At 58.9% G+C, this 13,712-nt stretch carries 11 protein-coding genes and 1 pseudogene; 5 read left to right on the top strand and 7 right to left on the bottom strand.

The window, feature by feature from the left end:
• Positions 1–29: 29 nt before the first annotated feature.
• Complete coding sequence (locus tag PWP93_RS36755) at positions 30–254, bottom strand: hypothetical protein (RefSeq protein ID WP_421048388.1); 225 nt, start codon at positions 252–254, stop codon at positions 30–32.
• Between the two features lie 128 nt (positions 255–382).
• On the opposite strand from PWP93_RS36755, the gene PWP93_RS36750 reads away from it, so the two are divergent.
• The 4 genes and pseudogenes from PWP93_RS36750 to PWP93_RS36735 all read left to right on the top strand — a co-directional run.
• Positions 383–1,225 carry a hypothetical protein gene (locus tag PWP93_RS36750; protein WP_421048387.1) on the top strand — a complete coding sequence of 281 codons (843 nt, stop codon included), beginning with the start codon at positions 383–385 and terminating at the stop codon, positions 1,223–1,225.
• A 388-nt stretch (positions 1,226–1,613) separates the two neighbouring features.
• Positions 1,614–1,919 carry a hypothetical protein gene (locus PWP93_RS36745; RefSeq protein WP_421048386.1) on the top strand — a complete coding sequence of 102 codons (306 nt, stop codon included), beginning with the start codon at positions 1,614–1,616 and terminating at the stop codon, positions 1,917–1,919.
• A gap of 56 nt (positions 1,920–1,975) precedes the next feature.
• Entirely contained in the window at positions 1,976–7,912 is a 5,937-nt protein-coding gene (locus tag PWP93_RS36740; RefSeq protein WP_421048385.1) for a KfrB domain-containing protein, read from the top strand.
• A gap of 294 nt (positions 7,913–8,206) precedes the next feature.
• Positions 8,207–9,225: pseudogene (locus PWP93_RS36735) on the top strand (IS3 family transposase); the annotation flags it as partial.
• An 18-nt stretch (positions 9,226–9,243) separates the two neighbouring features.
• On the opposite strand, the gene PWP93_RS36730 reads toward PWP93_RS36735, so the two are convergent.
• From PWP93_RS36730 to PWP93_RS36720, 3 genes are all read right to left on the bottom strand, one after another.
• Positions 9,244–11,313, bottom strand: coding sequence for a recombinase family protein (locus PWP93_RS36730; protein WP_421048384.1), 2,070 nt, complete (start codon positions 11,311–11,313; stop codon positions 9,244–9,246).
• Complete coding sequence (locus PWP93_RS36725; RefSeq protein WP_421048383.1) at positions 11,306–11,497, bottom strand: hypothetical protein; 192 nt, start codon at positions 11,495–11,497, stop codon at positions 11,306–11,308. The genes PWP93_RS36730 and PWP93_RS36725 overlap by 8 nt, the downstream gene beginning before the upstream one ends.
• A 569-nt stretch (positions 11,498–12,066) precedes the next feature.
• Positions 12,067–12,207 carry a helix-turn-helix domain-containing protein gene (locus tag PWP93_RS36720; RefSeq protein ID WP_421048389.1) on the bottom strand — a complete coding sequence of 47 codons (141 nt, stop codon included), beginning with the start codon at positions 12,205–12,207 and terminating at the stop codon, positions 12,067–12,069.
• Between PWP93_RS36720 and PWP93_RS36715 the strand changes: the two genes are divergently transcribed.
• Positions 12,169–12,426 (top strand): hypothetical protein, encoded by a 258-nt coding sequence (locus PWP93_RS36715; protein WP_421048390.1) that lies wholly within the window; start codon positions 12,169–12,171, stop codon positions 12,424–12,426. The two genes, PWP93_RS36720 and PWP93_RS36715, sit on opposite strands and share 39 nt — an antisense overlap.
• Positions 12,427–12,560: 134 nt before the next feature.
• Here PWP93_RS36715 and PWP93_RS36710 read toward each other — a convergent pair whose 3' ends face one another.
• The 3 genes from PWP93_RS36710 to PWP93_RS36700 all read right to left on the bottom strand — a co-directional run bounded on the left by PWP93_RS36710 (position 12,561) and on the right by PWP93_RS36700 (position 13,701).
• Positions 12,561–12,881, bottom strand: a complete 321-nt coding sequence (locus PWP93_RS36710) for a hypothetical protein (RefSeq protein ID WP_421048382.1) — start codon at positions 12,879–12,881, stop codon at positions 12,561–12,563.
• A gap of 9 nt (positions 12,882–12,890) precedes the next feature.
• Positions 12,891–13,235, bottom strand: coding sequence for a hypothetical protein (locus PWP93_RS36705; RefSeq protein WP_421048381.1), 345 nt, complete (start codon positions 13,233–13,235; stop codon positions 12,891–12,893).
• A 223-nt stretch (positions 13,236–13,458) separates the two neighbouring features.
• Positions 13,459–13,701, bottom strand: a complete 243-nt coding sequence (locus tag PWP93_RS36700; protein WP_421048380.1) for a hypothetical protein — start codon at positions 13,699–13,701, stop codon at positions 13,459–13,461.
• Positions 13,702–13,712: the final 11 nt, after the last annotated feature.

Genomic DNA, 13,712 nt, shown 5'->3' with positions numbered 1-13,712 from the left:
CCCGAACATGGTCAATCACCCCTTCCGGTTCAATGCAACAGAAACGGCAACGGCTCGCTTGAATCGAGCGACGTCGCCGGCGCGAGCACCCTGTTCACGACAGCTCTCGCGTGCAGATCAAACTGCACATCAGCGATCCGGCTCTGCAAGGCAGTCCAGAGTTCTTCGAGAGAGCCGAACTGACCCGCAGCGATTGCCCGCTCCCACTCATTGGCTTCGGCCAGACGGCATTGCAATTCTGTCGTTTCGCTCATATTCCCTTGCGCGTTGTTTGTGTCCCCCTGATTCTACACAATAAATATTGCACTGACACCGCCAAAACGCTTGCGAGCCATCGTCGCGAGGTGTACATTATGCATAACTTATTGATAAGGATTGCGTAATGGGCGCACAACTTCCGGACAGAGCCATCCAGATCGGTCGCCGTATCGTGGAGCGCTGGCACGCGGCTGTAATGGCGGGCGACGAGCGGCTTATCAAGGCAGGCATGCACAATTACGATCGCCTGATCTGCGCAATCAACGGCGGCACAACCTTCGGTTGCCGTGCAGACGACGAGGCGCCTGCCTGCCTGCTCGAAGCCGCGCTGTCTGCACCTGACGGCGAGACTCCGCTCTGGGGACAATCCGGGCGTCTGTTCATCGTGGTCAACGGTATGCCATGTGTGGTCTCGATTGAGTCCGGCCTCAATTCGTTCGGCGCAGCGCACTTCGAATTTCGTGCTTGCACCGCAGACATGCCGTTCATCTCGGAAACCGGCTACCGCTCCGACTATCAGCATCACATGCGAGCAGGCGCGACCGTGCGCGAAGCTGCCGAGGCGCGTTTCCGTACATGCCAGTCTGAGGGCATCCGTGAACTTCAGGCGGGCTGGAAGATGGATGAGGATTTGCGCAAACCATTCGTGACCGAGGGGCTACGAAGCATCGCTGCAACGCTGCCCGTCCCCGGCCTTCGGATCTGGCTCGACAAGCAGATGGGTCTGGTGACGCCCGACACCGAGGCGAATGCGGCAGGCATGATAAGCGTCGCCCTGGTCGACGTGCAAAAGGACGGGCGCTACAGGAATGCGCCTCTATCGACCGTCGTGAATCGCCGTGTTTGGCCGTGGGAGGTCCGCAAAGTCAACGAGGCTGAACTGTCGCGCTCGGCGGATGCTGGAAAGTTCCTAACGCTGGAGATGGTTGAGGCGATCCAGGAATCAGTAGGAGGAATTCAAGCGTAGGCTCGCGGGATTTTCACCAGTGAAAACGCACCACGCAGCATAGAACCTAAATAAATAGTGCAATAAATATGTATACTTGCGGGAGAAGGGAGGGCTGAGCGTGCGTCAACACGCCCAACCACCTGGCTTCCCAAAGCACCACCTTTGGTAGCCAAGCCGTGCTCCCCAGCCCGAAGGCGCGGGAAGCGTAGCAGACAACCCAGCTTTTAACAAAAGGCTTGCGCTATGAAAAGGAAGAAGTCGAACAGCCGGGAAGTCTCGGCTAACCAGATGTCGTTTGAATTCGCGTTCGAAGACACGCTTGATACGATTGACCGCATTCGCGCAGACGCGAACGTGGACGACGCAGACGAACTGCCACTTTTTGCCAACGCACAAGGGACACAAAATGAATCAGCAAAGCAAGCACCTGGAACACGCCAAGACGGTCCTCAAACCGGAGACGTTGGCGCTCATCAACCGCCCGCCGTACAACCACTACGGCTGGAAGATCGTGGAGCGCTGGGCGTACAACAGCCCGAGCCAACTCAAGGCATTGGAGACGCAGGGCGAACTGGTCCTGTTGAGCCGTCTGCTGGAACAGCAGCAAGTGGAACAGGAAGCGCTGACAACGACGGAAGCGCTCGAGGCGTTGACGACGGGAGTGGTCCCGCACGAGATTCTGGCGCAGAACGAGATTCCGACCGAGTTGTAACGCTGCCGGATGGTTGGCTGGGCACGGCAAACGGGCTCGCCACGAATACCGACCCCGTGTATGGCGGGATCGTTGATCGAAACGCCGAAGGTTGGTTCGTTGTGCCCGAAATGGAGGGCATCGGCGTTCTGGAGGGCTATCCGACGCAGACTGCAGCAATCGACGCGCTTGCTGATGCTGTTGCAGCGAAACAGGCCGAGCAGCCGGCCGCTTCGGTATCGGATTACATCATTACGGACGCGGATCAGCTTGGCACGGGCGGAGCCAAGACGAAATATCGCGATAACGTCGCCGCTATCCGCATCCTCCGTCAGCTCGAAGAAGAAGAACGCGCGGCCACGCAGGAAGAACAGGCGAAGCTGGTCCGCTATGTCGGCTGGGGTGGACTCCCGCAAGCGTTCGACATGCGCAACACGGACTGGGAAAAGGAATACAAGGAGCTTGCCGCCCTCCTTCCCCAAGCCGAATACGAGGCCGCGCGCCGCTCCACCCAAGACGCACACTACACCTCCCAAACGATCATTCAGGGCATGTACCAAGCCGTTGAACGGCTTGGTTTCGCTCAGGGTCGCATTCTCGAACCGGCATCCGGTATCGGCCACTTCATCGGGCTACAGCCTGCGCATATTCGCGAGCAAAGCAGCGTAACGGCAATCGAGCTTGACCCGACCACTGCCGCCATCGCCAAGGCGCTCTACCCGCATTCGACGGTCATCAACCGCGGATTTCAGGAAGTCGCTGTGCCGAGCAACATGTTTGATCTGGCTATCGGCAACCCTCCCTTCGGCAACCAGAAGCTTTACGATCCGCGTCACAAAGACCTCAGCGACTTCACAATTCACAACTACTTCATTGCGAAGTCGCTCGACGCGGTACGTCCAGGCGGCGTCGTCGCAGTCGTCGTCAGCAACTTCTTTATGGACGCGGGCGTATCGCCAGCGCGTGAGCATATTGCGGAGCGAGCGAACCTGATCGGCGCGATCCGTTTGCCGAACAACGCATTCAAGCAGAACGCGATGACGGAGGTGACGACCGACATTGTGTTCCTCCAGAAGCTCCATGAAGGTCAGACGCCCGACCGTCGCTGGGTGGACGTCGGCACGGTCAAGGATGCCGCCACCGATGGCGACATTCCGCTTAACCAGTATTTCATCGACCATCCTGAGATGATGCTGGGGCGCATGGCGCTCGAAGGCACGATGTACGCGGGCGGTGCGCCGGCACTCGTTGCAGAACCCGGTACGGACCTTGCCGCCGAGCTTCAACGGGCAATCGCAACGCTGCCTGTCGGCATCTATCAAGCAGCCGAGCAGCAAGCCGTTGACGCCCGTCCCGCCGAAGATACGGAGAAGTTTGAAGTGCCCGCCGACGTCAAGATCGGCGCGTTCTTCCTGTCGCCCAAGGGCCGTATCGCGATCCGCGAAGATGACTTGCTCGACACGCCCCAGTACCGCTGGGCCGAGCCGAAGAATGATAAGGTCGCTGAGCGCATCAAAGGCATGATCGAGATTCGAACCGCCCTGCGCTCGCTCATGGCCGCAGAACGTTCGGAGTCCTACAGTGAGACGGAAATCGAATCCCGTCGCACGAAACTGAACCGTGTCTACGACGGATTCGTCAAGCAGCACGGCTTTATCAGTTCTCAAACGAACAAGCAGGCGTTTGTCGAAGACCCGGAGTACGCGCTTCTGCATTCGCTTGAGCGCGACTACGACCGGGGCATTTCGAAAGAAGTCGCACGCAAAAACAACGTCGAACCGCGCGAGCCGAGCGCCAAGAAGGCGGAAATTTTCAGCCAGCGCGTGATGACGCCTCACCGCGAAATCACCAGCGTCGAAACCGCGAAAGACGCGCTTGTCGTCAGCATGAACGAGACTGGCAAGGTGGACATGGAGTTGATGGTCCGTCTTTCCGGCAAACCGGAGGATGATCTGGTCCGTGAGCTATCAGGTCTTATCTACCTCACGCCACAAGGCAAGTGGGAAACGGCTGATCGCTACCTGTCCGGGAACGTCAAGCAGAAGCTGGCCGAGGCGGTGTCAGCGCAGAAGTCCGACAGCCGCTACACGTCCAACGTCGAAGCGCTGCAACGCGTGCAACCGGCCGACATTGAGCCGGTGGACATTTCGATCCAGCTTGGCTCTACGTGGGTGCCCGAAGCGGTTGTGAATGATTTTGTGACGCACTTGCTTGGTGACGTGCGCCGCAGTGTCGCTTACGCGCCGTCGCTCGGGAAATGGGTTGCAAATATCGGCCCGTCCGCAGACCGCACGACGATGCGTGCAACGTGGGGCACCGAAGATATTCCGGCAAACGAGCTGCTGAACAGCATCCTCAACGGCAAGGCAATCCAGGTCAAGGAAGTGATCGGGCGCAGCGAGAACGGCCAACCCGAATACCGTATCGATGAGGAACGCACCGCAGCCGCAAACCAGAAGGCCGACGAAATCCGTCAGGCGTTCGGTGACTGGGTGTGGGAAGACAAGACTCGCCGCGAGACGCTCGCGCGCATCTATAACGATCGCTTCAATACGAACGTTCCCCCGCGCTACGATGGTTCGCATCTGGTTCTGCCCGGATCGTCCAAGGCAATCACCCTGCGCCCTCACCAGAAAGATGCTATCTGGCGCGGCATTCAGGAAGGCACGGCGCTGTTCGATCACGTCGTCGGCGCAGGCAAAACGATGGTCGTCATCGGCACGATGATGGAATCACGCCGCATGGGTCTCATCAAGAAGCCCATGATCGTTGTCCCCAATCACCTGCTGATGCAGTGGAAAGACGCCTTCTACGAACTGTATCCGGGTGCGAACGTCCTGATCGCTGAAAAGCACGAATTCAAGAAGGAAAACCGCGAGAAGCTATTCGCGAAGATCGCGACCGGAAACTGGGACGCTGTAGTGGTTGCGCATTCGTCGTTCAAGAAGATCGGCATGCCGGAGGAAATGCTCAACGAGATTCTGAACGAACAGATTGATGACCTCACGGATTCGATTCTCAAGGTCAAGCAGGATCGCGGTGACCGTCTCACCATCAAGGAGATGGAGAAGGCTCGCGACCGCATGAAAGCCAAGCTCGAAAAGCAGTCCGAAACCGGATCAAAAGACCGTGCCGTCAACTTCGCTGATCTTGGCGTCGACGCCTTGGCGGTTGATGAAATGCACGAATTCAAGAACCTTTTCATCAACACGTCGATGAACCGCGTGTCGGGACTCGGCAATCTTGCTGGCAGCGACAAGGCATTCGACATGTTCGTGAAGGTGCGCTACGTCCAGAAGATGAACGAAGGACGGGGCGTGTTTGGCGCGACCGGCACGCCGATATCGAACACGATTGCAGAGTTGTACACGGTCCAGCGCTACATGCACTACGATGAAATGAAGCAGCGCGGCATCGTGCATTTCGACTCGTGGGCGAGCACATTCGGGCAGGTAGTCACGGGTTGGGAGCTTGATGCAACTGGCGTCAACTACCGGCTCAACAGCCGCTTCTCGAAATTTCAGAACGTGCCGGAACTGATCAACATGTACCGCACGTTTGCCGACACGATCACGCAGACCGATCTGCAGGCGCAAGCAGCCGCGCAGGGCCGTCGCTTTCCCGTGCCGAAGGTCAAAGGCGGCAAGCCCCAGAACATCATCATCGACCGCACAGAGGTCCAGGCTGACTACATGGGTGTACAGACGCCCGTGCTCGACAGTCAGGGAAAACCGGCCACGCGTGCGGATGGCTCGACTATTACGCAATGGAATGAGGGAAGCATTATCCACCGGATGGAGAACCTTCCAGACGATCCGCGCATTGACAATCCGCTGAAGATCACCAACGACGCGCGGAAAGCCGGCCTCGACTTCCGCCTGATCGACCCGAACGCCCCGGATTTTGAAGGCACGAAGGTCAACGAGGCCGTCACCCGAATCTTCGCCAAATGGCAGGAGTGGGACGAACGCGGCGGCACGCAGTTGGTATTCTGCGATCTGAGCACGCCGAAAGCGAAGCGCGGCGCTGTCGAAGCGCCCGTGCAGGTAGACGAGAATGATGACGGCCCGGAAGCGCCTGACGAAGAACTGTCCATCTCGATGGACGAAATGCTGGCTGGGAATGGCAAGTTCAGCGTCTACGACGATATGCGCGCGAAGCTGATCAAGCGCGGCATCCCCGAGGACCAAATCGCGTTCATTCACGACTACAACACCGATGCGCGGAAGCAGAAGCTTTTCGCGGAAATGAACGCTGGCACCAAGCGCATTCTGTTCGGCTCGACGGCCAAGATGGGCGCTGGCACAAACGTACAGCGTCGCCTCGTTGCCCTGCACCATCTGGACGCCCCGTGGCGTCCGAGTGACCTTGAGCAACGCGAAGGCCGCATTCTGCGCCAGGGCAACATGTTCTATGAGAGCGATCCGGAGGGCTTCGAGGTTGAGGTTTGCCGCTACTCCACGAAGCAGACCTACGACGCCCGTATGTGGCAGACCATTCAGGGCAAAGCCGAAGGCATCGAGCAGTTCCGGCGCGGCGATACACTCCAGCGTGTCATCGAGGACGTTGCGAGCGAAGCCGCAAACGCAGCCGAAATGAAAGCGGCGGCGACGGGCAATCCGCTCATCTTCTTGCAGGTTCAACTGTCATCGGACCTGAAAAAGATGGAAGCCGTCTATTCGGGCTACAAGCGTGCAAAGCACTCGACGGAAAGCCGCGTCGATTGGCTGTCTCGCGCGGACCAACGCGCCGACCGGGCAATCGAACGGGCGCGCATGGAAATCGCTCTGCGCGACCGGAACACGAAGGATGACTTCGAGTTCCACACCAATGGCTCGGTGTACGGCAAGGACGATCAGGAGGCGTTGCTCGCTGTCATCTATGACTCGATGAAATCGGCGCTCACCGATGCAAAGGAAGGGGTCGACCGCCCCACCCTGGTCGGCGTCTATCGTGGCTTCGAAATCAATGTCTTTGCGAACGTCAAGACGCTGCATTTCACTCTTCAGGGAAACGAAACACACAAGCCGTTGAATCTCGTCTATAGCGAACGTGACGAGTTCAAGCTGTCCGGGTTTTTCACGCGGATCGACAACACGCTCGATAGGTTGGAGGAACGCATTGTCGACGCAGAGGAAGATCGCGTGTCGCAAAAGTCCGAATGCGACCGGGCGAAGGTCGAAGCGGCCAAGCCCTTTGCGCAGATGGCGAAGCTGGAGATGTTGCGCAAGGACATGGGCGATGTGATGGCGGAGTTGAAGAAGGCACAGGCGGATGCGTCGTATGTTTCGACGTGGGAACCGTTGAGCTATGCCGACGCGGCGACGCAAGAGAAGGCACTCGCAGGTATTGAGGCAACGCACGGAAAAGCAGGCGACGTCGATAGCCCGATCATAGTTGGGCAGCAGCCGTCCGCGCTCGAAGTGGCACTGGCACGCGAGGCTGGAGGCACCGATCTTTTCGGACAAGTCGCTAGGACGATGCCGGCGACCGACGACGACGCGCGCAAGCGCGCCGCGCAGGTAGTTGCCGACTATCTCGTTGCACTCAACCATCCGGAGAAAGGTGCGACCATCCTGGGCAGTCGGTCCCACGACAATCTGTGGGAACAGGGCGATGGCGATGCAATCCATCAGCTCGTCCTCGACCGCATTGCCGTCGACCCGAGCCTTGCGCAATCCATCGCGCAGTATCCCGGCTCGCGGTTCGCTTCACCGCTGATGAAAGAGGCTTCGGAGGTCTCGCTGGCCCAATTCAACGAAGTGAAGGAACTGGCCGACAGCATGACGATGCGCGTGGACGTTGCCGAGCGGACGGCCGGTTCTTACGACGGCCAGATTGTTGGCGTGACGGACCGCTTTTACGTGCAGAAGGTGAGCGAGGACTTGCTGATCGCGCACGCGCGCAAAGACTTTGCATCCGAGCGTGACGTTCGCATGTCCAGTCCGATCCAGGTGAAATACACGCACGGGATTGCGTTGGTCAAAGCTCAAAACCGCAGCATGTCGCGGTAAAAGGAAAGGGCCGCTGAATGAGCGGCCCTTTTTTCTCAGAGTTCGATAGCCAGCAATGACAAAGGCGCGCTGTCGCTACGCTTCATTTTAGAGCAACGTCATCTGCGCGCTACTGCGTGTGTCTTCGCCGCGTGATTCATGTATGGCCCGTTCGGCGTCACACGAAGGCGCGTCAGCGCTGTGATCGTGTCGAGGTGAGGCGACGCCTAATCGCTGATACTCAAGCTGACCTGCCCTGGAATTTTCGGACCAGCTGAAACTTGAGAGAATGGCTTCCAACGGAGAAAGGAAGTCATGAAGAAGAGCCGGTTCACCGACGAGCAGATGGTCACGATCCTGCGTGAGGCAGACAAGGCGCCAGTTGCCGAGGTCGCAAAGAAGCACGGGATCAGCGAACAGACGATCTACAACTGGCGGCAACATTTCGGCGGTCTGGAGGCTGCCGATGTGAAGCGGCTCAAGCAACTCGAGCAGGAGAACGCGCGGCTGAAGAAGATGCTGGCGGAGCGGGATCTCGAACTGGACGTGATGAAAGAGATCAACGCAAAAAAGTGGTGAGCGCGCCCGCCCGACGCCAGCAGGTCGCCTATGCGAAAGAACGGGGCCTGTCGGAGCGACGTGCGTGCGCGCTGATGTCGGTCGCGCGGTCGGCGCTGCACTACGAATCGAAGCTCGCTGTGCGAGACGCGCCGGTGCTCGCAGCAATGAGCATTCTGTCGGCGCAATATCCGCGTTACGGCTACCGTCGCATCCAGATCTTTCTGGGGCGCCAGGGTCACGAGATGAGCGCGGACCGGGCATGGAGACTGTGGCGTCTGGCTGGTCTGCAGGTGCCACGCAAGCGTCCACGCAGGCGCGTGTCGATTCGTCGCCCCCGTCCACAGCCGGCGACGGCGGCCCGCCACGTCTGGGCGTATGACTTCGTATTCGACGCCTGCGCGAATGGCCAGCAACTGAAATGTCTGACCGTGATCGACGAGTACACCCGTGAGAGCCTGGCGATTGACGTTGCAGGATCGATCCGCTCAAAGCGCGTGATCGAAGTCCTCTCACAACTGGTCAGCGTTCACGGTGCGCCACGCTATCTGCGTTCGGACAACGGCCCGGAATTCGTGTCGAGGGCCATCCTGAAGTGGGCTGCCGAAAACGGCATGGAAATGGCGCTCAGCGATCCGGGCAAGCCGTGGCAGAATGGCTCGGACGAGAGTTTCAACGGCAAATTCCGCGACGAGTGTCTGAGTCTTGAGTGGTTTCGCACTCGCGCCGAAGCAAAGGTCGTGATCGAACAGTGGCGGCGCCACTACAAGTGTGTTTCATACTGCCCAACCTCGCTATGTGCTTGATAAGTCTAGAGAGCCTTGTTGTGCCATTGGTTTTGTGGGGTATCCGCGCCGTGCACGCGCCCTAGCCACGAGTTCGGAGACGGCGTCCCCGCCCAGTGAATTGCGATTGAAGATCCACGGACCATTGGGCAACGGATGCTCGGCCAAGATTTCGTTGCGCTCGACCGCAAGCCTGAGCGTTCCGGGGCTCACGCCGACGAACGCCGCAGCCTCGGTCAACGTCATCCATCCTTCAGCGGCACGTTGCTCGCTCGAATAGACAGGGATCTGATGGTGGCTACGCAACGCGGTGACTCGCTCCTGGGTCCACAAGTTACCCCGGCCGGTTCGCAAGTCATTGCGATTGAGCACGCCAGCAATCACCAGATCCGGACAGATGCGGACGAGCTTCCGCACGGCATCAATCGCTTCGCGTGACGTGTGCGTGGTGTTCTCGCCGCGACGCCGACGTGGCACGCGAATCTCGGTATGTACCCCGCCTTTCCAGTGGATGACGAGCACGATTTCGCTCGTTGTATTGTCGACGTCGACCACGACTTCGTGGATTAGTGTGCGCACAATACGCTTCTTCAGTCGGGCGTCGGCCTGCGGCCAGATCGATTCCAACGCTGCAGCAAGATCGGCAAACTCATCAGGCTGAGCGGGCGGTATCTGACCGGACGTGCGCAACTGTTGCTCGATACGCGATTCCACTTCCTCCACGCGCAGCAGCGCATCATTCCAGCGCCGCTCCAGTTCGTCGGCGACAAGCCGGTTTTCAGGGTCAGCAGCGTCGTATTGTTTCTGCGCGCGTTGGGCGGTATAACGTGCTGCTTGCAGATCCCGCTGCAGCGCGGCCAGCACTTCATCCTGCTTCAGGGTCTCTTCTTCGCGCGCCACCATTGCTGCCTCAATTGCCGCTGGTTGAACGACCTGCAAGACCGCCTCGGCAATGGCCGCGTCCGCGCGCGTGCCACCGAACGCAATGCAACGCGGTTGTCCCTTGTCCAGCCAGCCGCGTTGACAGCTATAGCGCAAGGCGTCGTGCCTGTTACCCGTGTAGTGTAACGTCAGCTTGCTTGCGCAGCGCCGACAGCGCAACAGTCCCGCCAGAAGGGCATCGCCGTTCTTCGGGGCGCCAGCGTGTCCGGCCAGACGCAGGTTGCCATTGATCGCGCGCTGGATCCGCTCGAATTCGTCCCACTGAACGTACCCGTCGTGAGCATTGGGAATGAGCGCAAGCCACTCATCCCGAGGTTTCCGGCGATCACGTTTGCGCTGTTCTCCGCCTTCGTAATTGATCGTGCGTTCGGTCTTGCCATAGGCATACGCGCCACCGTAGATCGGGTTGGTCAGAATCCGGTACACCGTGCCGTAGTTCGGCCGTTTCCATTGGATTTCGCCGCGCGGCGTGCATGCCGGCAACTGCAGGCTGTGCTCCAGGAACCATAACAACGTCTGACGCACCGATCCAACTGCGCCGAATTGGCGGAACACCGAGCGAATGGCGTCCTGCACGCGCAAATCCGGATCCTTCTCCAGGCGCTGGTCCTCGGTCTTGCAGTAACCCACCGGCGCCACGATGACGAGTTCACCGCGTTTGGCCTTCTCCCGCCGAGCTTCGAGCGAACGCTGACGCAGCAGATCCAGCTCGTATTCGTTCAGGCTACCCTTTAAGCCGAGCAGCAAACGATCGTTACTCTGCCGTGGCGCGTACACGGTCTCCTGATCAATCAGCACCGTGTCGACAATGCGGCACACCTCAACCAGCTGCTGCCACTCGCGGCTGTTGCGCGCAAATCGCGAAACCTCGCGAGCGGCAACTGCGCCGACGTGCCCAAGACAGACCTCTGCCACCATTCGTTCGAAGCCCGTGCGCGTTTGCGTTCCGGCCGCAGAGCGCCCCAGATCCTCGTCGATCACTTCGATCTCCTTCCAGCCCAATTGGTGCAGACGATCCTGCATCGCGTACTGCAGCTTCTGGCTCTCCAGATTGTGGCTGACCTGGTAGGCCGACGACTGGCGGACGTACAGCATGGCCTTGCGCGTCAGATGCTGTGCCCGAATCTTGTCACTCATCGCGCACCTCCGGCTCGTGTACGACGGCGAACTGGCCGCGGCGGTGTTGCCGCAGCAGTTGCGCCAGCAAACGCACCGTCTCCTGCCTCACCTCCTGCGGCAGGTGCGTCCACTGTGGCGTCTTCGGAAAAGGATGAAACAGGTCGAGTTGAGCGCCCGTTTGCGGGCTGGTCTGGCGTCGCATCAGCACCTCCTGTACGGAGCAAAGGATGGTGCTCGGCTTGTACCATATCGCGCTGCCCGGCCACAGGCGCCTGCGCCAGCAGGTACTTCAGTTCCCTCAATGCTTCACAGCTGACGGCGGGAGACGTTTCCGAAGTGATGCGACAGCAGGCAACCGGATCGAACATCCACTGCGGCACCTCCAGCAAGCCCGCCGTATCGAACGGCTCTCGCGCACAGCGCAGCACTGACTCGCCGTTCTTCCTTTCTATCGTGGTGAAAATCCATACCGTGTGCCCGTACCATGGATGCCAACGATACAGAACTTCCCTTGACTCGCTGATATGGGCGTTGTGTTGCCTGCTTGTACAATACGATCCGACCGCATTCTAGTCTCGCGTACCTGACGCCCGACGAATTCAAGCAGCAGCATTGTTCAACTGAAGCAACCGAGGCCGTTCCCCAAGATTGAAATGGCCCGAAGAAATCAGGCAGGTCAAAGCCCCCATTTGGGGCTTAGGACGACAGCAGAGAACAACACGCTGTTTCCAATTTTTAAGTAATCGTCCATGAAGGGAAGTCCTCGAGGTTTCATGCTGAGATAGGCTCGCACACAATCGAGCCACGCCGCGAGCGGCTCCGGATGAGGCCGCGTCGCGCAGCCTCCCGAAATGCTGCATTAATCGTGTTTACATGAAAGCCGAGTTCGTCTGCCATGTCGCGCTGCGTCAGAAGCGTGTCGCCAGGTCTGAGGATTCCGCGTCGGATCGCTTCTTCGATCTGATCCGCAATGGCGATCACTATGCTGCCGCGAAGTCGCGCGAAATTGGGACACCAGGCGTTTGCACCACGCTCTCGCATACGCATGCTGAGGAACTCGCTGATTGGGAAAGGCTGTATCAGCATTTTTTCTGTGGAGACTACTTCTGTGCAGCGCCGAAATCCGGATGAATAGAATTTATCGCGTGTCGCATAACGGTTTTAATGAAAGCGTTGGTGACGTCTTTATTAAGCATTGTTTTCTCCCGTTTTCCGCCTTTTACGTGCCTGCGCCACAACGCTTGCGGAGCAGCATGCTTCTGAAGTCAGTGGATAGGTTCGAAGAAAATGCAATCGGTCCCATTGAGAAACACGTAGACGTCCCACGGCTCGTCGCTGGCTTCCCTTGCCTCCACCGTGACTTCGACCTTCCGAGCGGCAACATCAGCGGCTGTAACAAAGCCGGTTGCAATGGATGCCAGAATGAATTGCTGTACGGTCGCGGCGTCGGTTATCGCCGGGTGTGATTCCCGGCCCGTTGGCTGTACATGCGCGGCGCACCTGGCCACTCCGCGTACCATGAAGTCGGGACCATTCGAAGTGGAGAGTCGATAGTCAACAAACTCACTTAGCTCTTGCGTCTGCATATTATTTTCCTAATCGTAATCCGAAATTTCGTGCCTGCGTGCTTCCGTCGCGGGCAACGCTACAGGCTCGCGCGCAATACCCCACGCTTCAAGAAGGCCGTCGAACGAAGGATGCGCGACCTGCGTTCGAGGCGTCGGCAGCGCAACGCCGGTCGCGCGATACCGCATCCGCTCTTTGGCACTCGCGCTGGCGCGAACAACGCGCACGAGCGCGCCACTACGAACGGCATATTGGATTGCGTCAGAAGCGGTGCGCGACTTCATCAGGCCGGAGGCGGTAATCTCCGCAACCGTCGCGCTTTCTCGATCTCGGAACCACGCGAGTAGTACCTCGGCGTTTGCGTGCGTGCTCATGCTCTGCGTTTTCCGTCGTCAGCGAAGCCAGCCGTAATGACGCATGGCTTCCTCAATTGCTGCGCGCCACTGAGGCGGGCAAGTTTTAACACGCTCCACCGTTCGCGTACCTCGCAGCGGCAGTCCGTTCAGTTCCTTAACGTGCGACGATCCCGTGACGCTGCTTCACGAATGTCTGTATGTCCTTGTAGCTCGCCATGTCGCTCGCGCCGCCCCCGCTTTCCTACAGTTCGTGATTCGCGAGCCACATGAGCGCACCGTCGCGCTCGCTACCCGCGATTGTCGTCCACATGTGACCTTGCTCATCGACCGCGATGCAGCCGGGTTGCCAATGCTCAGGGTTGCGCAGTTTATTCATCCAACCTTGAACTTCGCCTTTGAAAAAGACCACGACGCCACCCTTGCCGACAAGCGATTCCTGCTCGCGATAGCGACGCGCATCATCAATCATTGTCTTCGCATCCATCGTCGTTTTTT

This window comes from Paraburkholderia sp. A1RI-2L (assembly GCF_048957375.1).
In the GTDB taxonomy this organism is placed as follows: domain Bacteria; phylum Pseudomonadota; class Gammaproteobacteria; order Burkholderiales; family Burkholderiaceae; genus Paraburkholderia.
The sequence above is the reverse complement of the archived record's forward strand: the minus strand, read 5'-3'. Positions and strand labels throughout refer to the sequence as shown.

Bases quoted from the DNA above. Each gene is read 5' to 3' on its own strand.
- PWP93_RS36705 (WP_421048381.1), bottom strand. From the start codon at position 13,235: ATGAGCACGCACGCAAACGCCGAGGTACTACTCGCGTGGTTCCGAGAT.
- PWP93_RS36750 (WP_421048387.1), top strand. From the start codon at position 383: ATGGGCGCACAACTTCCGGACAGAGCCATCCAGATCGGTCGCCGTATC.
- PWP93_RS36715 (WP_421048390.1), top strand. From the start codon at position 12,169: ATGAAAGCCGAGTTCGTCTGCCATGTCGCGCTGCGTCAGAAGCGTGTC.
- PWP93_RS36745 (WP_421048386.1), top strand. From the start codon at position 1,614: ATGAATCAGCAAAGCAAGCACCTGGAACACGCCAAGACGGTCCTCAAA.
- PWP93_RS36710 (WP_421048382.1), bottom strand. From the start codon at position 12,881: ATGCAGACGCAAGAGCTAAGTGAGTTTGTTGACTATCGACTCTCCACT.
- PWP93_RS36755 (WP_421048388.1), bottom strand. From the start codon at position 254: ATGAGCGAAACGACAGAATTGCAATGCCGTCTGGCCGAAGCCAATGAG.
- PWP93_RS36700 (WP_421048380.1), bottom strand. From the start codon at position 13,701: ATGGATGCGAAGACAATGATTGATGATGCGCGTCGCTATCGCGAGCAG.
- PWP93_RS36730 (WP_421048384.1), bottom strand. From the start codon at position 11,313: ATGAGTGACAAGATTCGGGCACAGCATCTGACGCGCAAGGCCATGCTG.
- PWP93_RS36725 (WP_421048383.1), bottom strand. From the start codon at position 11,497: ATGCGACGCCAGACCAGCCCGCAAACGGGCGCTCAACTCGACCTGTTT.